The sequence below is a fragment of the Reyranella massiliensis 521 genome, from assembly GCF_000312425.1.
In the GTDB taxonomy this organism is placed as follows: domain Bacteria; phylum Pseudomonadota; class Alphaproteobacteria; order Reyranellales; family Reyranellaceae; genus Reyranella; species Reyranella massiliensis.
This window is the reverse complement of sequence record NZ_HE997181.1, coordinates 2,209,687-2,230,284: the sequence shown is the minus strand read 5'-3', so window position 1 is coordinate 2,230,284 and position 20,598 is coordinate 2,209,687. Positions and strand designations below refer to the sequence as shown.

Below are 20,598 nucleotides of genomic sequence, written 5' to 3'. Positions count from 1 at the left end.
GGGCGCGCACGCATCATGGATCTCGCCATCAAGCTCATCGTCTTCCTGCCGTTGTTTGCGGCAGCGATTGCAGGCCTGTTCTGCCGGGTGATCGGTGATCGCCCCGCCCAGATCGTCACCTGCGCGGCGCTCCTGATCGCCGCGGCGCTATCGGTTTTCGTTTTCATCCGCATCGGCTTCGGCCCGGCTGAGGGCAAGCTCCTGGTCGTGAAGCTCTTCTCCTGGATCGATTCGGGCACGCTCGACATCTCTTGGGCATTGCGCGTCGATACGCTGACGGCGGTCATGCTGATCGTGGTCACCGGCGTGTCGTCGATGGTCCACGTCTACTCCATCGGGTACATGGAGGAGGATCCCAGCATTCCGCGCTTCATGGCGTATCTCAGCCTGTTCACCTTCTTCATGCTGATGCTGGTGACGGCGGACAACCTCGTGCAGCTTTTCTTCGGCTGGGAAGGGGTGGGCCTCGCCTCGTACCTGCTGATCGGCTTCTGGTACGACAAGCCGTCGGCCAATGCTGCGGCCATGAAGGCCTTCATCGTCAACCGCGTCGGCGACTTCGGTTTTGCGCTCGGCATCTGCGCCGTTTGGTTGCTGTCGGGTTCGGTGGGCTTCGAGGAAATCTTCGGCAAGGCGCCGCAGATGGCCCAGATGCGCATCCAGTTCCTCGGCATGGACCTGCCCGCGCTGGAAACGGCCTGCCTGCTGCTGTTCGTCGGCGCCATGGGCAAGTCGGCCCAGCTCGGCCTGCACACCTGGCTGCCGGACGCCATGGAAGGCCCGACCCCGGTTTCGGCGCTGATCCATGCCGCCACCATGGTGACCGCGGGCGTGTTCATGGTCTGCCGCCTGTCGCCGCTGTTTGAACTGGCGCCGGTCGCCTTGATGGTCGTGACCATCGTCGGCGCAGCGACGGCCTTCTTCGCCGCCACGGTCGGCCTCACCCAGTTCGACATCAAGCGGGTCGTTGCCTATTCGACCTGCAGCCAGCTCGGCTACATGTTCTTCGCTTGTGGCGTCGGCGCCTATTCGGCGGCGATGTTCCACCTGATGACCCACGCCTTCTTCAAGGCGCTGCTGTTCCTGGGCTCGGGCTCGGTGATCCATTGTCTGCACCACGAACAGGACATGCGCCAGATGGGCGGCGTGCGCGAGAAGGCGCCGCAGACATTCATTCTGATGTGGGTCGGCACTCTGGCGCTGTCGGGCATCGGCATCCCGTTCCTGCTGGGCAACGGCCTGGGCTTCGCGGGCTTCTACTCCAAGGACATCATGCTGGAGTCGGCCTACGGCGTGCACACGACCGTCGGTCTGATCGCCTTCTGGCTGGGTGTGATCGCCGCCTTCATGACGGCCTTCTATTCGACCCGCCTGATGTTCATGACCTTCTATGGCAAGTATCGCGGGGACCATCATACCTGGGATCACGCCCACGAATCGCCGATGGTCATGATGATCCCGCTTTATGTGCTGGGCATCGGCGCGGCATTCTCGGGACTGATCGCCTACGACTGGTTCGTCGGTCACGACTGGCAGGCCTTCTGGGGCAATGCCATCGCGGTTAAGTCGACCGAGGAAGTGTTGCACCATGCGCACTCGGTGCCGCTCTGGGTGAAGCTGTTGCCGCTGGTGATGGCCGTGTCCGGCATCCTGCTCAGCTACTACTACTATGTGGTGAAGACCGACCTGCCGGCCCGCACCGTGAAGGCCTTCCCGGGCCTGCACGCGCTGTTCTTCAACAAGTGGTACTTCGACGAGATCTACGATGCCGTGTTCGTGAAGCCGGCATTGGCGATCGGCCGCATCTTCTGGAAGAAGGGCGACGGCGCCACCATCGACGGGCTGGGGCCGGATAACGTTGCCGCCCGTGCGCAGGACATGGCGGGCGTGCTGATGCGCTTCCAGAGCGGCTATCTCTACCACTACGCGTTCGTGATGCTGGTCGGCGTTGCCGGTCTCGTCACCTATTTCATGCTGTCGGCGAGGTAAGGCCCGATGTCGAGTTGGCCCATCCTCTCCCTGGTCACTTTCCTGCCGTTGGTGGGAGCGCTGTTCTGCCTGGTCGTCAATGGCCCCAAGGAAGCTGTCGACCGCAACTGCCGCAGCGTGGCGCTGCTGACCTCGCTGGTCACTTTCCTGATCTCGATCCTGCTCTGGGTGCGCTTCGACCCGACCAAGGCCGGCTTCCAGTTCGAGGAGCATCTCGCCTGGGTCCCTGCGCTCAACATCGGCTACCACGTCGGTATCGACGGCATCTCGCTGTTCTTCGTGCTGCTGTCGACCTTGCTGACGCCGATCTGCATCCTGGCGAGCTGGGAATCGATCCAGGTCCGCGTCAAGGAATACATGGTCGCGTTCCTCGTGCTCGAGACCTTCATGGTCGGCATGTTCTGTGCGCTCGACCTGGCGCTGTTCTACATCTTCTTCGAAGGCGTCCTGATCCCGATGTTCCTGATCATCGGCGTGTGGGGCGGCAAGCGGCGCGTCTACGCGGCCTTCAAGTTCTTCCTCTATACGCTGCTCGGCTCGGTGCTGATGCTGTTGGCCATCATCGCCATCTACTGGCATGTCGGTACGACGGACCTGCCGACGGCGATGGAGAAGCTCAACCTGCCGTTTACCTGGCAGTGCTGGCTGTGGCTGGCCTTCTTCGCCTCCTTCTCGGTGAAGGTGCCGATGTGGCCGGTCCATACCTGGCTGCCCGACGCCCACGTCGAGGCGCCGACGGCGGGCTCGGTTATCCTGGCCGGTGTGCTGCTGAAGATGGGTGGATACGGCTTCCTGCGCTATTCGATCCCGCTGATGCCCGAGGCGACGCAGTACTTCGCGCCGCTGGTCTTCGGCCTCTCCGTCGTGGCCGTCATCTACACCTCGCTGGTCGCGCTGGTGCAGGAGGACATGAAGAAGCTGATCGCCTATTCGTCGGTTGCCCACATGGGCTTCGTGACGATCGGCGCCTTCGTCATGAACATGCAGGGCGTCCAGGGCTCGATCTTCCAGATGCTGAGTCATGGCATCGTCTCGGCCGCGCTCTTCCTTTGTGTCGGGGTGGTCTACGACCGCATGCACACGCGCGAGATTGCAGCCTATGGCGGTCTCGCGCATCGCATGCCGCGCTATGCCTTCACCTTCCTGTTCTTCACCCTGGCCAGCGTCGGGCTGCCGGGCCTGTCGGGCTTCGTGGGCGAATTCCTGGTCCTGCTGGGCGCCTTCAAGGCCAACACCTGGGTGGCGTTCCTGGCGGCAACCGGCCTGATCCTGGGCGCAGCCTATGCGCTGTGGCTCTATCGCAAGATCGTCTTCGGCGAACTCACCAAGGATTCGCTGAAGGGCATGCTCGACATGAACAAGCGCGAGATCGCCGTGTTCCTGCCGCTGGTGCTGTTGACGCTCTGGATGGGCATCTATCCCAATTCCTTCCTCGATCCGATGGCGCCGGCCGTGGACAAGCTGATCGGCGACTATCAGGCAGCTCTGAAGCTCGCCCGCACCGCGGCGTTGGCGCCGTGAGCGGCCGGGAGTGACAATGATGATTCTCGGTCTCGAATCCTGGGTTCTGGCCCGGCCTGAAATCTTCCTCGCTGCTGCGACGGCTCTGCTGCTGATCTACGGAGTCGTCCGCGGAGAGGTGGCGACGCCCTTCGTCTCGGTGATGACGTCGGTCGTCCTGCTGGTGACGGCAGTCCTGCTGTTCATGCCTTATCGCGAGGGTACAGCTTTCGCGTCGCTCTTCATCGTCGACCGGCTGACGACGACCATGAAGGCGCTGGTGCTGGTCGGCTCTGCCATCGCCATCCTGATGTCGCGGGCCTATTTCGAGCAGGTCAAGGCCTGGCGCTTCGAGTATCCGCTGCTGGTCGCTCTGGCGACCCTCGGCATGATGCTGATGATCTCGGCCAATGACCTGATGGCGCTCTATGTCGGGCTCGAACTGCAGTCGCTGGCGCTCTACGTGATCGCCGCTTTCCAGCGCGACAGCGTGCGTTCGACCGAGGCCGGCGTGAAGTATTTCGTCCTGGGATCGGTCGCCTCGGGCATGCTGCTTTTTGGCGCCTCATTGATCTACGGCTTCTGCGGCGGCACGGCTTTCGTGCAGATTTCCCGCGCCCTGCTTGACGGCAAGGGAGCGGAGATCGGGACGACCATCGGTCTGGTGTTCGTGGTCGCGGGGCTGGCCTTCAAGGTTTCGGCCGTGCCGTTCCACATGTGGACGCCCGACGTCTACGAAGGTGCGCCGACGCCGGTTACGGCGCTGTTTGCCGTGGCGCCCAAGATCGCCGCCATGTCGCTGTTGGTCTCCGTTCTCATGGGGCCGTTCAAGCCGCTGTTCGTCCAGTGGCAGCAGATCATCGTCGTGGCTTCCGTGCTCTCCATGGCACTGGGCGCTTTCGCGGCGCTCCGCCAGCAGAACATCAAGCGCCTGATGGCCTATTCCTCGATCGGCAACGTCGGCTACGTGCTGCTGGGGCTCGCCAGCGGCAGCGAGAAGGGCATCGAGGCGGTGGTGTTCTATCTCGCCATCTACCTGGTGATGACGCTGGGCGTGTTCGCCACCATCCTTATGATGAAGCGCCGCGACGTCATGCTGGAGAACATCTCGGATCTGGGCGGCCTCGCGCGCAACCAGCCGATGATGGCCTTCGCGATGCTGATCTTCATGTTCTCGCTGGCCGGCATTCCGCCGCTCGCGGGCTTCTGGGGCAAGCTCTACATCTTCATCGCGGCCGTGGAGGCCAAGCTCTATATCCCAGCGGTACTGGGCGTCCTGGCGTCGGTCGTGGCGTCCTACTACTACCTGCGCATCGTCAAGGTGATGTACTTCGACGAACCGGCCGAGGCACTCGACCGTCCGGTCTTCGGCATCAACCGTGCCGTGGCCCTGGTCGCAGCTTTCCTGGTGGCCGTCTTCTCCTTGCTCCCGCAACCGCTCAGCCTGATCGCCGCGGCGGCCGCCAAGGGCCTGTTCCCGTGATCCCTACGCCCGTCCTGCCGGACGGGTGGATGCTGGTCGCCCTGGACAGCGTCGGCAGCACCAACGACGAGGCGGCGCGACTGGCGGACAGCGGAGCACCCGAAGGGACCGTCGTCTGGGCCCGAGAGCAGCACGGCGGGCGGGGCCGTCGCGGCCGGAGCTGGGCATCGCCGCCCGGCAATCTCTACAGCTCGACCATCCTGCGCCCGGAATGTCCGGCAGCGCGCGCCGCCGAACTCGGGTTCGTGGCGGCTCTTGCCGTCGGCGACCTCGTGCCGGCGTCGCGCGCCATTCGCTTGAAGTGGCCCAACGACGTGCTGGTTGACGGCGGAAAGATCGCCGGGATTCTTCTTGAAAGCGCGATTGCCCAGGACGGCAGGGTCGAACACGTGGTTGCCGGGATTGGTATCAACGTCGCCTTTGCGCCACAGCTTGCCGAGATGCGCTATCCCGGCGCCTCGCTGGGCGGCACCGTGGAAGCAGCCCTCGAAGGCCTGACCCGCGCCCTTGCAACGCGGCTCGCCCAGTGGCGTCGCGACGGGTTCGGCGTGGTTCGCGAAGCCTGGCTCGCCCAGGCGGGGCCGCTCGGCGCTGAAGTCGATGTCCGGCTGGGTGAGGGGCTGGTCCGGGGCCGCTTTGCCGGCCTGGACCACGAAGGGGCGCTCCTACTGGATACTGCCGAGGGGCCGCGCAAGATCGTGTCGGGTGAATTGCTGGGCCGGGCGGCCTGAGGAGACTCCGGGATGCTGCTCGCCATCGATGTCGGCAACACCAACTCGAAGTTCGCGGTATTCGATGGCGACACGCTCGTATCGCAGTTCCGCCTGCGGACCGAGGCCAAGCGGACGGCCGACGAATACGCCGCCTGGCTGACGCAGCTTATGCACCTGCAGGGCTTCAACCCCGAGTCGATCACGGGCGCCATCCTGGCGAGCGTGGTGCCGCAGGTGAACCCCAACATTCGCCGCCTGTGCGAGATCTACTTCAGGACCAAGCTGCTGATCGTCGGCGAGCCTGACTGCGAACTCGGCATCAAGGTCCTGATCGACCGTCCGCAGGACGCCGGCCCCGACCGTCTCGTCGGCATCATCGCGGGCTACAAGAAATACGGCGGACCGCTCATCACCATCGACTTCGGCAGCGCCACGACTTTCGATCTCGCCGACAAGGACGGCAATTTCGTCGGCGGCGTGCTGGCGCCTGGCGTCGAGCTCACCATCGAATCCTTCTATTTGATGACGGCGCGGCTGCCGCGCATCCGCGTCGAGAAGCCTGCCAGGATCATTGGCAAGGCGACGGTGCCCGCCATGCAGTCCGGCATTTTCTGGGGCTATGTCGGCCTGATCGAAAGTCTGATCAGGCGCATCCGCGACGAGTACGGCGAACCGATGAAGGTGATAGCGACGGGCGGCCTCGCTACTGTCTTCAAGGACGAGATCGGCCTGTTCGACGCGATCGAGCCCGACCTGATGTCGCTCGGTCTGCTGGAAATCTGGCGGCGCAACCGCCGATGACCGTTCCGTCGAACGACGAACTGCTGTTTCTCGCCCTGGGAGGGGCGGGCGAGATCGGCATGAACCTCAATCTCTACGGTCATGCCGGCAAATGGCTGATGGTCGATCTCGGTATCGGCTTTGCCGACGACACCATGCCGGGCGTCGACGTCGTGATGCCGGATCCGGCATTCATCGTCGAACGCCGGGCCGATCTGGTCGGCATTGTGTTGACGCATGCACACGAAGATCATCTCGGCGCCGTCGCCGATCTGTGGCCTCGGCTCAAAGCGCCGGTCTATGCCACGCCTTTCGCGGCGTCCGTCCTGCGTCGCAAGTTGATCGAGGCCGGCCTGCGCGACGTCGTGCCGGTCACGGAGATTCCACTTGGCGGCAGGTTCGAGCTGGCGCCGTTCGAGCTCGAAATGATCACCATGACGCACTCCATCCTGGAGCCCAACGCGCTGGCGATCCGCACCAAATTCGGCACGGTGTTCCATACCGGCGACTGGAAGATCGATCCCGAGCCCCTGCTGGGCGACACCACCGACGAAGCCATGCTGAAGCGCATTGGCGACGAGGGGGCGCTCGCCATGATCTGCGACAGCACCAACGTCTTCGTCGAGGGCGAGGCGGGCTCCGAAGCCAAGGTGCGGGCCAACCTCGAGAAGCTGGTGCGCGGCCACAAGGGCCGCGTCGCCGTTACCTGCTTTGCTTCCAACCTGGCGCGCGTCGAGAGCGTCGCCTTGGCGGCCGTCGCGGCGGGCCGTCATCCTGTCCTGTCGGGGCGCGCCTTGCAGCGCATGGTCGAGGCTGCGCAGGAGTGCGGCTACCTGCTCGACTTTCCCGAATGCGTGCCGGAGCAGCAGGCGGGCTTTCTGCCCTGCGACAAGGTGCTGTTCATCTGCACCGGCAGCCAAGGCGAGCCGCGCGCTTCCATGGCCAAGCTCGCCAATGGCGATCATCGCGACCTGGTTCTGGAGGAGGGCGACACGGCGATCTTCTCGTCGCGCGTCATTCCCGGCAACGAACGTTCGGTCGGCCGACTGCAGAATGCGCTGATGGCGCGCGGTGTCGAAGTGATCACCGACCGCGAGGCGGACATTCATGTGTCGGGCCATCCGGCGCGCGACGAGTTGGTGCGCGTCTATCAATGGGTGCGCCCCAAGATCGCCGTGCCGGTGCATGGCGAGGTTCGCCATATGGTCGAACACGCAGCCCTAGCGCGGGCCTGCCAGGTTCCCGAGACGGTCGTGGCCCCCAACGGCACCCTCGTGCGGCTGGCGCCAGGGCCGGCCGAAATCGTCGACCATGTACCATCCGGCAGGCTGGCGCGGGACGGTGACGGGCTGGTGCCTCTCGACGGTGAATCCCTGCGCGAACGGCGCAAGCTTCTTTGGAATGGAGCTGCCGCGGCTACTCTGGTGATCGATCGGCACGGCAGGGCTGTCGCACCGCCCAAAGTATCGCTGCGGGGGATCGACGACGCCCAGGGTGAAATTGGCGAGGCGATTGTCGCAGGGCTCAGCGAAATGCTGGCCGATCTCAGCGCATCGGAGCGCGGCGACGACGCCCGGATCGAGGAAGCAGCCCGACAGGCCGTGCGGCGCGTCGTGCGCGCGCACCTCGGCAAGAAGCCGTTGACGGACGTACACATCGTCCGCATCTAGGGGCCAGCCCGTGGAGAGACCGATGATCGGACGCCTCAATCACATCGCCATTGCCGTGCCGGATCTGGACAAAGCCAGCGAACTCTATCGCTCCGTGATGGGAGCGAAGGTGAGCGCGCCCAAGGCGCAGCCGGCGCACGGCGTGACGGTGGTGTTTGTCGAACTGCCCAATACCAAGATCGAGCTGCTGCATCCGCTGGGCGAGAAGTCGCCGATCGCGAATTTCCTGGCACGCAATGCCGATGGCGGCATTCATCATGTCTGCTACGAGGTCGAGGATATCTATTCGGCTCGCGACAAGCTCAAGGCGCAGGGTGCGCGCGTCCTGGGCGACGGTGAGCCCAAGATCGGTGCGCACGACAAGCCGGTCCTGTTCCTGCATCCCAAGGACTTCAACGGCACCCTGATCGAGCTCGAGCAGGTTTAGGAGCGTTCGCCATGAGCTGGGCTACCGGCGTCATGGTCTACTTCGTGATCTGGTGGACCGTGCTCTTTTGCATTCTGCCGCTGGGTGTCCGGCGTGTGGAAAATCCCGGGAGAGGACAGGAGCACGGGGCGCCGGAGAAGCCCGATCTCGTTCGCAAAGCGATAATTACGACCATCGTGGCAGCCGTGCTGTGGGTCGGTTTTTACGTGCTCCATGAAGCCGATGTCTTCAGTTTCCGGCGCCTGGAAGGTAGCTGATTCAATAGCTTAGGTTTGTTTCTTAAGCCTTTGAAAACAAAAAGAAACGGCGGATCAAAGATCCGCCGTTCCTCTACCCCCGAAACTCGTCGTAGGCGGCTTTGAACCGCTCTCCTCCCTAAACTCGGGCTGCGCCCAAGGCATAGGCTCTTTACCTTGGGTTATGGACCTTGCCAAGACCTTTTCTTTCGAGCGCCAGGGCTTCCACAGAACATTTGTTGTGGCCAGTGGTCGTTCGTCGACAAACAAATGTCCGCACTGTTTCGCTGATCATCCGATGACCACGTATTTGATCACGAAGAGTACAGCGAGAACTCCGACGGCCGGATGAACATCGCGGAAGCGGCCAGCGGCGATCTTGATTCCGGCGTACGAGATAAACCCAAAGGCAATGCCGTCGGCAATCGAGAAAGTGAACGGCATCGCGAGCGCGGTGATGACGGCAGGCGCAGCTTCCGTGAGGTCGTTCCATTCCACTTCCGTGAGACCGCGCGCCATCAGGCAGGCGACGTAGAGGAGAGCCGGTGCCGTTGCGTACGCCGGAATCGAACCGGCGAGTGGTGCCACGAACAGCGCGAGCAGGAATAGAACGCCGACGGCTGCCGCGGTCAGGCCTGTCCGACCACCGGCGTTGATGCCGGATGCGCTCTCGATATAGCTCGTGGTCGTCGACGTCCCGACCGCGGCACCAATCGCCGCCGCGGCACTGTCGGAGATCAGGACGCCGCGCAGACGGGGCACGGTTCCATCAGGCCGCATGAAGCCGCCGCGATGGGCAAGCCCGATCAGAGTGCCGGTATTGTCGAACAGGTCGACGAACAGGAAGGCGAAAACCACGGTCACCAGCCCGACCTTCATGGCGCCCGCGAGGTCCATCTGGAGAAATACCGGGGCGATGGAGGGCGGCACGTCGAAGATGCCGACGAATTTCTGCTGGCCGGCCAGGATCGAGATCACCGTGACCACCAGGATGCCGATGATCACGCCGCCCATGACGCGGCGGTATTCGAGGCCGATGATCAGAGCGAAGCCCAGGACCGCCATGAGGACCGGCCAGCTCACGAGCTTGCCGTGCGTGACCAGGGTCGCCGGATGGGCGACGACGATGCCGGCGTTCTTCAGGGCGATCAGGGCAAGGAACAGGCCGATGCCGGCCGCGATCGCCATCTTCAGGGATTTCGGGATCGCATTGACGATCCATTCGCGGATCGGCAGCACGCTGATGATCAGGAAGAGAATGCCCGAGAGGAAGACGCAGCCCAGCGCGATCTGCCAGCTGTAGCCCATGCCGCCGACCACGCCGTAGGCGAAGTAGGCATTGAGCCCCATGCCTGGCGCCAGGGCGATCGGGTAGTTCGCCAGAAATGCCATGAGGAAGCAGCCGATGGCCGCGGCGACGCAAGTGGCCGTAAAGACAGCGCCGAACGGCATCTTGGCATCGGCAAGGATGGCCGGGTTGACGAAGATGATGTAGGCCATGGTCAAGAAGGTCGTGAGACCGGCGACGAGTTCGGTGCGGACGGATGTGCCGTTCGCGCTCAGCTTGAAGACTTGTTCGAGCATCTGCTCTCCCCCTGATGCTGCTTGCAGTGTGCGGGCATCGCCCTGTGCAAAACCAGCTGGGAGAGCCCAGCGGTACGCCTTGGTTTGCCTTTATCTGAGCCGTTCCCTACAGTCCGCCGCCATTCCGACCATCTTCAAGAAGCCTCGACGGCAAGGACCAATTCAGCATGCGGATGAGCCAGTATTTTCTGCCGACCCTGAAGGAGACTCCCTCAGAAGCGCAGATCGTCTCGCACCGCCTCATGCTGCGCGCCGGCCTTGTTCGCCAGACCAGCGCCGGCATCTATGCCTGGCTGCCGTTCGGCCTTCGGGTATTGCGGAACATCGAGCGCATTGTCCGCGAAGAGCAGAACGCTGCCGGCGCCCAGGAAGTGCTGATGCCGACCATTCAGTCGGCCGACCTGTGGCGCGAGAGTGGCCGCTACGACGCCTATGGCCCCGAGATGCTGCGCATCATGGATCGTCATGATCGCGAGATGCTCTATGGCCCGACCAACGAGGAAATGATCACCGTCCTCTTCCGCGATGGGGTGAAGAGCTACCGCGACCTGCCGAAGAACCTCTACCATATCCAATGGAAGTTCCGGGACGAGGTGCGGCCGCGGTTCGGCGTCATGCGCGGCCGCGAATTCCTGATGAAGGACAATTACTCGTTCGACATCGACAAGGCCGGCGCCGTTCATTCCTACAACAAGATGTTCGTGGCCTATCTGCGCACCTTCGCCCGCATGGGGCTGAAGGCGATCCCAATGCGCGCCGACACCGGCCCGATCGGCGGCGATCTCAGCCACGAGTTCATTATCCTGGCCGATACCGGCGAAAGTGCCGTGTTCTGTCACAAGGGGCTGGTCGACAAGGATATCCTGAGCCGCAAGATCGACTACACGTCGGATCTGCAGCCGATCGTCAACGAGTGGACGTCGCTCTATGCCGCCACGGACGAAATGCACGATGCCAAGGCCTTCGAGGCGCTGGCCGAAGGCGACCGTCTGGCGGCCCGCGGCATTGAGGTCGGTCATATCTTCTATTTCGGCACCAAATACTCCAAGCCGATGAATGCCGTGGTCGCTGGCCCTGGCGGCGAGCAGGTCACCGTCGAGATGGGCTCCTATGGCATCGGCGTGTCGCGCCTGGTCGGCGGCATCATCGAAGCGAGTCATGACGATGCCGGCATCGTCTGGCCGGAGTCGGTGGCGCCGTTCAAGGTGGCGATCGTCAACCTGAAGCCCGACGACGCGGCGGTCGGCGGCGCCTGCCAGAAACTCTACGACGAACTGGCGGCCAAGGGCGTCGAGGCGCTGCACGACGATCGTGACCTACGGCCGGGCGCCAAGTTTGCAGACATGGACCTGATTGGCATCCCCTGGCAGGTGATCATCGGTCCCAAGGGACTGGCGGCCGGCAAGGTCGAGCTCAAGAACCGCAAGACCGGCGCCCGCGAGGAGCTGCCCCTCGAACAGGCCCTCGCGCAGCTCATCGACAAGTTCGGCTGAGAAGGGAGCGGGGCGCCGCCATGGCCTTTGCCGCCGTCGAGCGCCTGATCGCCTTCCGCTATCTGCGGGCCCGCCGCGAGGAGGGCTTCATCTCGGTAATCGCCGGCTTCTCGCTGATCGGCATCACTCTGGGCGTCGGCACCTTGATCGTCGTGATGGCCGTGATGAACGGCTTTCGTGTCGAGATGCTGAGTCAGATGTCGAGCATCAGCGGGCAGCTGGGCGTGCAGGGCAACCGCGGCGCCATCGAGGCCACGCCCGATCTGCTGAAACGTCTGGCCGAGGTGCCGGGGGTGGTGACGGCAGCGCCTTCGGTCGAGGGCCAGCTCATGGCCGTTGCCGGCGACCGCGTCCGCGGCGTCGTCGTCCGGGGCATGGCCGCGCAGGACCTGCGCAACCGATTGCCCGTTGCCAGCGCCATCGAAGGGCCGCCTGATGTCCAGAGCCGCCAGCGAGGTCTTTGTCGTGGCGAAGACGACAAGCCCATCGACTGGGGCAGCCTCAAGAACTTTGGCGACGACGACTTTACGGTCGCCATCGGCCGGCGGCTGGCCGATCTGATGGGCGTCAAGGTGGGGGACCGGCTGCAACTCGTGTCGCCCGTGTCGATTGCCACGCCGCTCGGCGTGATGCCGCGCTCGGTTTCCGCCGAGGTGGCGGCGATCTTCTGCACGGGCATGTACGATTACGATGCCAACTTCGTCTACGCGCCGCTCGCCGAGGTCCAGCGCCTGCTCAATCTCGGGCCGGATGTGACGGGTATCGAGATCTTCGTCGCCGATGGCGCGTCGGTTCCGCAGACGCGCCGTCTGGTTTCGACGGTCGTCGGGTCGCAGGGCTGGGTATTCGACTGGCTGCAGGCCAATGTCGGCTTCTTCGCCGCCATCCAGGCACAGACCAATGTGATGTTCCTGGTGCTGACCCTGATCGTGCTGGTGGCGGCCTTCAACATCGTCTCCAGCCTGGTCATGCTCGTGCGTACCAAGACGGCGGACATCGCCATCCTGCGCACGATGGGCGCGAGCAGGGCTGCCATTCTGCGGATCTTCCTGCTGGATGGTTTGGCGATCGGCGGGATCGGCACGATCCTGGGCGTCGTGCTGGGGCTTGCCTTCGCCCGCAATATCGAAGCGCTGCGCCAATGGCTGCAGCGGACCTTCGACATCGTTTTGTTCGACGAGACGCTCTATCTGCTGGCCGAAATACCGTCGCGGATCGAGTGGGGAGAGGTCGCGGTCATCGCCATGATGGCGCTGGTCTTCGCCTTGCTCGCTTCGCTCTATCCGGCGGCCCGCGCGGCGCGTCTCGATCCCGTGGAAGGCCTGCGCCGTGAGTGACCGGGCGCCTGAAGTCGAACGCTGGCTGGCCTGGCGCTACCTCGCGACGCGCCAGCGCGAAGGATTCGTCTCCTTCATCGCGATCTTCTCGCTGATCGGCGTGGCACTGGGGGTGGCTACGTTGATCGTAGTCCTTTCTGTCATGGGAGGCTTTCGCGAGCAGCTCCTGGCCCGGATCGTCGGCATGAACGGCCATATCGTCGTCACCGCGCGCGAGGGCATGCTGAAAGCGACGCCGGAGCTTTTGGCCAAGCTTCAGGCCTTGCCCGGCGCCACGGCAGTGCGCCCGACGCTCGAGAGGCAGGCGCTGGTAAGCGTTCACGGCCAGACGCGCGGTGCGTTGCTACGCGGCGTGCCACGGGAAGACCTGCTCAATCGCGAGATCGTTTCGGGGAATATCGTTCAGGGCAACCTGGCCGATTTTGGCGATAAACCCGGTGTCGTGGTCGGTGAGCGGCTGCGTCAGTCGTTGATGCTGAGAGTTGGCGACATGCTGACGGTCGTGACCCATCGCCTCAACGAGAATGGCACGATTGCACCGCGGTACACGGACTACGAGGTCCTGGCGACTTTCCTGACCCGTCGCTACGAATTCGACAGCGCACTGATCTTCATGCCGCTGGCCATGCTTCAGGAAGATCTCGAATACGGTCCCGATGCCGTGAGTTCGATCGATGTCTTTCTGAAGGACCCCGCCGCGGCACCGCGGCTGGCGCAGGAGCTGCGCCAGTCTCTCGGCCGAGACGATCTCCGCATCTCCCATTGGCTGGGCCTCAATGCCCGTTTCGTCGGTGCCTTACAGGTCGAGCGTGTGATGATGTTCATTATCCTGACTTTGATCGTGGTAGTGGCTGCGATGAACGTCGTCGCGAGCTTCACCATGTTGGTCCGGGTCAAGCGCGGCAGCATCGCCATCCTGCGCACGATGGGGGCGACGCCGCGAACGATCGTTCGAGCCTTCTTCATGGCCGCCGCGGCGGTTGGATTGGTCGGTACGGTAATCGGAACCGGGCTGGGGCTCCTGGTTTGCGCAAACATGCCCGCAATCGGTCGCCTGTTGTCGACGATCACGGGCGCGGCGGGCAGTGGCGGCGCCGAAGTCGATTTCATCACCTCCATGCCTGTGCGGGTGCAGGCCGTCGAAGTGACGTCGATCGTTGCCGTCGCGATCGTGCTGTCATTGATAGCGGCCGCCTATCCGGCCTGGCGGAGCACGAGGATCGAACCTGTCGAAGGATTGCGTCATGAATGATCCGGCAGCTCCGCTGGCCCTGCAGGGCATCCGGCGGACCTTCATTCAGGGCGATCGGCGCCTAGACGTGTTGCGCGGGGTGTCGCTCGAACTGAAACCCGGCGAGATCGTAGCCCTGGTCGGCCAGTCCGGCAGTGGCAAATCAACGATGCTGCATATTGCTGGCTTGCTGGAGAGACCGGACGAGGGCGAAGTCATGGTCGATGGCAAGCCGGCCGGCAAGCTTGCCGACAAGGAACGCACGACATTGCGCCGGCAGTTCCTGGGCTTCGTCTATCAATACCACCACCTGCTGCCCGAGTTCTCGGCAGTCGAGAATGTGATGCTGCCGCAGATGCTGGCTGGGGTTTCCCGAAACGAGGCCCGCAAGCGTGCAACCGAGCTCCTGTCGATGGTGCAGCTCGCGGACCGTCTGGATCACCGGCCGGGACGCCTCTCGGGGGGCGAACAACAGCGCGTGGCGATTGCACGGGCCGTCGCCAACGCGCCCCGTGTTCTTCTGGCCGACGAACCGACCGGCAATCTCGATTCCACGACGTCGGAAACGGTGTTCCGGCAGCTCCTTGCCCTGGCGCGCGGCACCGGCATGGCGGCGCTGATTGCCACGCACAATCCGGAGCTGGCCGCGCGCATGGATCGCACGGTGGTTCTCAAAGACGGTCTGCTGAGCGCCTAACTTTCCACAGGATTGAAGGCGATGATGGCGGGTGGCCATCGCCGATTTCATCCATCTCAAAGTCCGTTCCGCCTATTCGCTCACCGAAGGCGCGAACAAGGTCGACACCATTGTGTCTCTCGCCAAGGCGGAGAGCATGCCGGCCGTCGCGGTTACGGACCGCAACAATCTCTTCGGTGCTCTCGAATTCTCGCAGTATGCCTCCAAGTCGGGCATCCAGCCGATCATCGGGTGCGACCTTGGCATCCGCCGGGAGGAAGAGGGCGGCATCGCGACCACGAGCAAGCTGCTCGCGATCGACTGGCTGACGCTCCTGGTCCAGAATGAGACAGGCTATCTCAACCTGATGCGGCTGGTGAGCCGCGCCCACCTCGAATTCAAGGTCGGCTCGGTCTCTGGCCTTCATCTGATGGACCTCGAAGGGGAAACCGAAGGACTGCTGGCCGTAACGGGCAGCGTCGGCAGCGGCATCGGCCGACTGCTCGCGGCAGGGCAGACGCCGGCTGCGACGCATATGCTGGAGCGGCTGCAGAAGATTTTCGACGGCCGGCTTTATCTTGAATTGCAGCGGCACGGCGAGGAAATCGAGCGCCGGATCGAGGATCCGTTGGTCGATCTCGCGTACGAGCGCAGCCTGCCTCTAGTTGCGACCAACGATGTCCATTTTCCCAAGGCCTCGATGTATGAGGCCCACGACGTGCTGCTCTGCATCGAGCAGGGCGCCCATATCGAGGACCCAAACCGCCGCAGGCTGACACCGGAGCACTACTTCAAACCGGCTGCCGCCATGCGCGAGCTGTTCTCCGATCTGCCAGAGGCCTGCGACAACACACTCGTAGTCGCCCAGCGTTGCGCCTATATGCCGACGCCGCGCAAGCCGATCTTGCCCAGCTACACCAAGCTGGAGGGCCGCTCGGAAGGCGAGGCCTTGCGCGACCTGGCAAAGGGCGGTCTCGACGAGCTGAAGCAGCTCGGCCGGCTGGCCGAGAACATTACCTTCGAGCGCTATACGGAGCGGCTGACCTACGAACTCGACATGATCGAGAAGATGGGGTTCGCCGGCTACTTCCTGATCGTGGCCGACTTCATCCAATGGGCGAAGGACAACGGCGTGCCGGTCGGCCCCGGTCGTGGCTCCGGTGCAGGCTCGCTTGTCGCCTGGTCGCTCAAGATCACCGATCTCGATCCGTTGCGTTGGGGACTGCTGTTCGAGCGTTTCCTCAATCCCGAACGCGTGTCGATGCCGGACTTCGATATCGACTTCTGCCAGGACAAGCGCGACCGGGTGATTCGCTACGTGCGCGACGAATACGGCCACGACCGCGTCGCCGCCATCATCACCTTCGGCAAGCTGCAGGCGCGTGCCGTGCTGCGCGACGTCGGCCGCGTGCTGGGCATGCCCTATGGCCAGGTCGACCGCATCTGCAAGCTGGTGCCCAATAATCCCGCCAATCCGGTAACGTTGGCGAAGGCGCTGGAAACCGAGCAGCTCCTCAAGGAGCAATATTCGGCAGAAGAGGAGATCAAGCGCCTCATCGACCTCGCGCTGCAGCTAGAAGGCCTCTATCGCAATGCCTCGACCCATGCCGCCGGCGTCGTGATCGGCGACAGGCCGCTCGATGAGCTGGTGCCTCTCTATCGCGATACCGACAGCAAGGACTCGCTGCCGGCCACCCAGTTCAACATGAAGTGGGTCGAGACGGCGGGGCTTGTGAAGTTCGACTTCCTCGGCCTCAAGACACTGACGGTGATCGAGAAAGCTTGCGACCTGATCGGCCGGGACAAGATCAATATCGCCAAGTTGCCACTCGATGATCGCAAGAGTTTCGAGCTGCTGGCCCGGGGTGATGGCTCCGGTGTGTTCCAGCTTGAAGGCAACGGCATGCGCGACGTGCTGCGCAAGATGAAGCCGGACCGCTTCGAGGACATTATCGCCGTGGTGGCGCTCTATCGGCCGGGTCCGATGGAGAACATCCCGAGCTACATCAAGCGCAAGCACGGCGAGGAGGAACCCGACTACCTGCATCCTTTGCTGGAAGGAATCCTGAAGGAAACCTACGGCATCATGATCTACCAGGAGCAGGTCATGCAAATCGCGCAGGTGCTGAGCGGCTATACGCTTGGCGGCGCGGATCTGCTGCGCCGCGCCATGGGCAAGAAGATCCAGGCCGAGATGGATGCGCAGCGCGCGAGCTTCATCGAGGGCGCGGAAAAGAACGGCGTCAAGAAGGACAAGGCTTCGTCGATCTTCGACCAGGTCGACAAGTTCGCGGGCTACGGCTTCAACAAGAGCCACGCTGCAGCCTATGCCCTGGTCTGCTACCAGACGGCCTATCTCAAGGCCAATCATCCGGTCGAATTCTTCGCCGCGACCATGACCCTCGATATGGGCAACGTCGAAAAGCTGAACGGCTATCGGCGCGACCTCGAGAAGATTGGTGTTGAGCTGCTACCACCCGACGTCAACCGCTCCTCTGCCGAGTTTACCGTGGAGCGCAATGCCGACGGCAAGAAGGCGATCCGCTATGCGCTCGCCGCCATCAAGGGCGTGGGCCGCGAAGCCATGGTTCGGCTGACCGAGGAGCGGGTGGAGAACGGCGCCTTCAAGGATCTGTTCGACTTTGCCGAGCGGCTGGACCAGCGCGTGATCAACAAGCGCCTGGTCGAGAGCCTCGTTCGTGCCGGCGCATTCGATACCTTGAACAAGAATCGGGCGCAGACCTTTGCTGCCGTCGAGGCGCTGACGCGCCATTCCCAGGCAACCCACGAGTCGCGGGGCAGCGACCAGAACAGCCTGTTCGGCGACGACACCGCCCAGCGCCGGCCCCAGTTGCCGAAGGTACCGGACTGGGCGCCGATGGAGCGGCTGCAGCAAGAGTTCTCGGCGATCGGCTTCTACCTCTCGTCCCATCCGCTGGCCGCCTACGAACGCAGCCTGCAACGACTGGGTGTCTGCCGCGCAGCCGATCTGCCGGCGTTGCTGGCGCGTGGTACGCCGGGCCGGATCAAGCTGGCGGGTACCGTGATCGACCGCATGGAGCGGACCTCGGCCAAGGGCAATCGCTTTGCCTTCGTTCAATGCTCCGATCAGTCCGGCGCCTTCGAGCTGACCGTCTTCAGCGAGCTGCTGGGCAGCAAGCGCAATCTTCTCGAAGCGGGGCAGGCGGTGCTGATCTCGGCCGACGGACGGCTAGACGGCGAGCAGGTGAAGCTGACGGCGCAGACCGTCGAGAAGCTGGACGATGCCGTTGCGAATGCCGCGGCGGGCTTGCGTATTGTGATCTCCGATCCGGTGGCGCTGGAAGCGCTGCGTAAAGCGCTCGACGGCAAACGCGGACGCGGGCGTGTGACGCTTGTCGTGCCGATGACCGACGAGTCCGAAGCAGAGGTCACCTTGCCAGGGACCTATTCGATCGCGGGCGGCCTGCGCGATGTCATCGGCAGTCTGCCGGGCATTGCACAGGTGGAGGAGATTTGAGCCGCCAGCCCGGCCTCTTCGAAACTTCGGCACCGCCCGTCCGGCGCAAAGCCACGGCGGGCGATGTCCGGCCGGCGATGGATTCGCCGCTGCTGCAGGCGCCCGTATTGCCGACCGACATTCGGCTGGGCACGTCCTCGTGGTTCTTTCCGGGCTGGCGCGGCTTGATCTACGACGGCGTTCATCCTCAGGTGACGCTCAGCCGCAAGGGACTGGCCGCTTATGCCGAGATTCCGCTGCTGCGCACGGTCAGCCTCGATCGCACGTTCTACGCGCCGATCTCGGCCGTCGAGTACGCGCGCTATGCCAGCCAGGTGCCCGAGCATTTCAGCTTCGTGGTTAAGGCGCCGGCAATCGTCTGTGATGCGGTGATGCGCGATGAGGAGGGCAGGGGCAAGGTCGCCAACCCGCACTTCCTGGATGCCGCAATTGCCGCGCGGGAGTTCGTCCTGCCCTGCCTTGAAGGGCTGAAAGGCAAGGCGGGGCCTTTGGTGTTCCAGGTCTCGCCGCTGCCGCGTGGGCTGGTCGAGGACGCCTCCTTGATCGTGGAGCGGCTGGAGGCCTTCTTTGCGGCCCTTCCGCGGGAGCTGGGGAAGCACCGTCCAATTTACGCTCTGGAACTGCGAAACCCCGAGCTGCTGACGCCGCGGCTGATGCGCATGCTCGGCCGGGGAGGCGTGCGCTACTGTGTCGGCCTGCATGACCGTATGCCCGAGGTCGAACGCCAGGAAGCTGCCCTCAAGGCCCTGGACGGGGATACGCCGGGCGACCTGGTGGTTCGCTGGAATTTGCACCGGGGCTTTCTCTACCAGGCCGCCAAGCAGCGTTACGAACCGTTCGACAAGCTGGTTGACGAGGATGGCGAAACCCGCCGGATCCTGGCTCGCATGGCGGCTGCGGCTTTCAAGGCGGGCCGCAAGGTCTGGATCACCGCCAACAACAAGGCCGAGGGGAGTGCGCCCCTTTCGCTGCTCAAGCTGGCTGAGGAGATCGCTCAGATCATCGCCTAAGCCATTGATTCGACTGGCGCTTGCATTTGGCGGCGCAAACCACTAGAAACGCGCCACTTCGCACGCGGGTTTGCGGTCGACGGGGAGACATCCCGGCGCTCGCTCCGGTGTCCAGAAATGGACGACGCCCGCGGAGGCTCAACCGGAAAAGGAGAACGGCATCATGACCATGCCGACGTTTACGATGCGCCAGCTGCTCGAGGCCGGCGTCCATTTCGGCCATCACACGCGCCGCTGGAACCCCAAGATGAAGCCGTACCTGTTCGGGGTGCGCAACGGGGTCCATATCATCGACCTCACCAAGACCGTGCCGTTGCTTGAGCAGGCGCTGAGGCAGGTTCGTGATGTCGTTGCCAGCGGCGGCCGCGTGCTGTTCGTCGGCACCAAGGCGGCGGCGGCGGATCGCGTTGCCGATGCAGCGCGGCGCTGCGGCCAGTACTACGTCAACCACCGCTGGCTGGGCGGCATGATCACGAACTGGCAGACCATCTCTGCCTCGATCAAGCGTCTGCGCGAACTCGACGAGCGCCTGAAGGGCGACGTCGTCGGCCTGACCAAGAAGGAACAGCTCGACCTGACGCGCGAGCGCGACAAGCTCGAGCGGTCGCTGGGTGGCATCAAGGAAATGGGCGGCACGCCCGACATGCTGTTCATCATCGACACCAACAAGGAAGCGATCGCCGTTCAGGAAGCCCGCAAGCGCGGCATTCCGATCGTGGCGGTGCTCGACAGCAACTCCGATCCGGACGGCGTCGATTTCCCGATCCCGGGCAACGACGATGCCATCCGCGCCGTGTCGCTCTATTGCGATCTGATGGCCGCTTCGGTTCTCGACGGCATTCGTGCCGAGATCGCTGCCTCCGGCGGCGACATCGGTGAACTGACGGAACAGCCCGAAGAAGAAATTCCGGCGGCGGAAGACGGCGCTGGCGCCGAGGCGTCGCCGGCCGCGTAGGCCAGGCCCCTCATC

The 20,598-nt window shown here is 63.8% G+C and carries 16 protein-coding genes; 15 read left to right on the top strand and 1 reads right to left on the bottom strand.

All coding sequences use genetic code 11. The features are described 5' to 3' along the window. The first annotated feature begins 15 nt into the window (after positions 1-15). The 8 genes from nuoL to BN60_RS10940 are packed head-to-tail and all read left to right on the top strand — an operon-like array spanning position 16 to position 8,819. On the top strand, positions 16-1,989 hold the full coding sequence (gene nuoL, locus BN60_RS10975; protein WP_020696094.1) for an NADH-quinone oxidoreductase subunit L: 1,974 nt from the start codon (positions 16-18) through the stop codon (positions 1,987-1,989). A 6-nt stretch (positions 1,990-1,995) separates the two neighbouring features. Beyond that, positions 1,996-3,510, top strand: coding sequence for an NADH-quinone oxidoreductase subunit M (locus BN60_RS10970; protein ID WP_020696093.1), 1,515 nt, complete (start codon positions 1,996-1,998; stop codon positions 3,508-3,510). Positions 3,511-3,526: 16 nt separating this feature from the next. Further along, positions 3,527-4,972 carry an NADH-quinone oxidoreductase subunit NuoN gene (nuoN, locus tag BN60_RS10965; RefSeq protein ID WP_020696092.1) on the top strand — a complete coding sequence of 482 codons (1,446 nt, stop codon included), beginning with the start codon at positions 3,527-3,529 and terminating at the stop codon, positions 4,970-4,972. A gap of 29 nt (positions 4,973-5,001) precedes the next feature. Beyond that, positions 5,002-5,703 carry a biotin--[acetyl-CoA-carboxylase] ligase gene (locus tag BN60_RS10960; RefSeq protein WP_020696091.1) on the top strand — a complete coding sequence of 234 codons (702 nt, stop codon included), beginning with the start codon at positions 5,002-5,004 and terminating at the stop codon, positions 5,701-5,703. A 12-nt stretch (positions 5,704-5,715) separates the two neighbouring features. Continuing rightward, entirely contained in the window at positions 5,716-6,486 is a 771-nt protein-coding gene (locus BN60_RS10955) for a type III pantothenate kinase (protein ID WP_020696090.1), read from the top strand. Next, complete coding sequence (locus tag BN60_RS10950; protein ID WP_020696089.1) at positions 6,483-8,135, top strand: ribonuclease J; 1,653 nt, start codon at positions 6,483-6,485, stop codon at positions 8,133-8,135. The genes BN60_RS10955 and BN60_RS10950 overlap by 4 nt, the downstream gene beginning before the upstream one ends. Before the next feature lie 22 nt (positions 8,136-8,157). Continuing rightward, positions 8,158-8,562, top strand: a complete 405-nt coding sequence (gene mce / locus BN60_RS10945) for a methylmalonyl-CoA epimerase (RefSeq protein ID WP_020696088.1) — start codon at positions 8,158-8,160, stop codon at positions 8,560-8,562. An 11-nt stretch (positions 8,563-8,573) separates the two neighbouring features. Next, positions 8,574-8,819: a DUF1467 family protein gene (locus tag BN60_RS10940; RefSeq protein WP_020696087.1), complete on the top strand. Its 246-nt coding sequence runs from the start codon at positions 8,574-8,576 to the stop codon at positions 8,817-8,819. 270 nt (positions 8,820-9,089) lie between these two features. Here BN60_RS10940 and BN60_RS10935 read toward each other — a convergent pair whose 3' ends face one another. Next, positions 9,090-10,382, bottom strand: coding sequence for an NCS2 family permease (locus tag BN60_RS10935; RefSeq protein ID WP_020696086.1), 1,293 nt, complete (start codon positions 10,380-10,382; stop codon positions 9,090-9,092). 167 nt (positions 10,383-10,549) lie between these two features. On the opposite strand from BN60_RS10935, the gene proS reads away from it, so the two are divergent. The 7 genes from proS (at position 10,550) to rpsB (ending at position 20,583) form a co-directional block, all read left to right on the top strand. Then, the gene (gene proS, locus BN60_RS10930) at positions 10,550-11,875 is read left to right on the top strand and encodes a proline--tRNA ligase (protein ID WP_020696085.1); all 1,326 of its coding nucleotides are present in this window, start codon (positions 10,550-10,552) and stop codon (positions 11,873-11,875) included. 20 nt (positions 11,876-11,895) lie between these two features. Further along, positions 11,896-13,212 carry a lipoprotein-releasing ABC transporter permease subunit gene (locus BN60_RS10925; RefSeq protein ID WP_020696084.1) on the top strand — a complete coding sequence of 439 codons (1,317 nt, stop codon included), beginning with the start codon at positions 11,896-11,898 and terminating at the stop codon, positions 13,210-13,212. Beyond that, positions 13,205-14,464, top strand: coding sequence for an ABC transporter permease (locus tag BN60_RS10920; protein WP_020696083.1), 1,260 nt, complete (start codon positions 13,205-13,207; stop codon positions 14,462-14,464). Before BN60_RS10925 ends, BN60_RS10920 begins: the two co-directional genes overlap by 8 nt. Beyond that, positions 14,457-15,140, top strand: a complete 684-nt coding sequence (locus tag BN60_RS10915; RefSeq protein ID WP_020696082.1) for an ABC transporter ATP-binding protein — start codon at positions 14,457-14,459, stop codon at positions 15,138-15,140. Before BN60_RS10920 ends, BN60_RS10915 begins: the two co-directional genes overlap by 8 nt. Positions 15,141-15,171: 31 nt before the next feature. Next, a complete protein-coding gene (gene dnaE, locus BN60_RS10910) occupies positions 15,172-18,618 on the top strand; it encodes a DNA polymerase III subunit alpha (RefSeq protein ID WP_020696081.1) in 3,447 nt (1,148 codons plus the stop codon). Between the two features lie 164 nt (positions 18,619-18,782). After that, positions 18,783-19,628 carry a DUF72 domain-containing protein gene (locus tag BN60_RS10905; protein ID WP_202949799.1) on the top strand — a complete coding sequence of 282 codons (846 nt, stop codon included), beginning with the start codon at positions 18,783-18,785 and terminating at the stop codon, positions 19,626-19,628. A gap of 163 nt (positions 19,629-19,791) precedes the next feature. Then, positions 19,792-20,583, top strand: a complete 792-nt coding sequence (gene rpsB, locus BN60_RS10900; protein WP_020696079.1) for a 30S ribosomal protein S2 — start codon at positions 19,792-19,794, stop codon at positions 20,581-20,583. The last annotated feature ends 15 nt before the right edge of the window (positions 20,584-20,598 follow it).

Bases quoted from the DNA above. Each gene is read 5' to 3' on its own strand.
- nuoL (WP_020696094.1), top strand. From the start codon at position 16: ATGGATCTCGCCATCAAGCTCATCGTCTTCCTGCCGTTGTTTGCGGCA.
- BN60_RS10970 (WP_020696093.1), top strand. From the start codon at position 1,996: ATGTCGAGTTGGCCCATCCTCTCCCTGGTCACTTTCCTGCCGTTGGTG.
- nuoN (WP_020696092.1), top strand. From the start codon at position 3,527: ATGATGATTCTCGGTCTCGAATCCTGGGTTCTGGCCCGGCCTGAAATC.
- BN60_RS10960 (WP_020696091.1), top strand. From the start codon at position 5,002: ATGCTGGTCGCCCTGGACAGCGTCGGCAGCACCAACGACGAGGCGGCG.
- BN60_RS10955 (WP_020696090.1), top strand. From the start codon at position 5,716: ATGCTGCTCGCCATCGATGTCGGCAACACCAACTCGAAGTTCGCGGTA.
- BN60_RS10950 (WP_020696089.1), top strand. From the start codon at position 6,483: ATGACCGTTCCGTCGAACGACGAACTGCTGTTTCTCGCCCTGGGAGGG.
- mce (WP_020696088.1), top strand. From the start codon at position 8,158: ATGATCGGACGCCTCAATCACATCGCCATTGCCGTGCCGGATCTGGAC.
- BN60_RS10940 (WP_020696087.1), top strand. From the start codon at position 8,574: ATGAGCTGGGCTACCGGCGTCATGGTCTACTTCGTGATCTGGTGGACC.
- BN60_RS10935 (WP_020696086.1), bottom strand. From the start codon at position 10,382: ATGCTCGAACAAGTCTTCAAGCTGAGCGCGAACGGCACATCCGTCCGC.
- proS (WP_020696085.1), top strand. From the start codon at position 10,550: ATGCGGATGAGCCAGTATTTTCTGCCGACCCTGAAGGAGACTCCCTCA.
- BN60_RS10925 (WP_020696084.1), top strand. From the start codon at position 11,896: ATGGCCTTTGCCGCCGTCGAGCGCCTGATCGCCTTCCGCTATCTGCGG.
- BN60_RS10915 (WP_020696082.1), top strand. From the start codon at position 14,457: ATGAATGATCCGGCAGCTCCGCTGGCCCTGCAGGGCATCCGGCGGACC.
- rpsB (WP_020696079.1), top strand. From the start codon at position 19,792: ATGACCATGCCGACGTTTACGATGCGCCAGCTGCTCGAGGCCGGCGTC.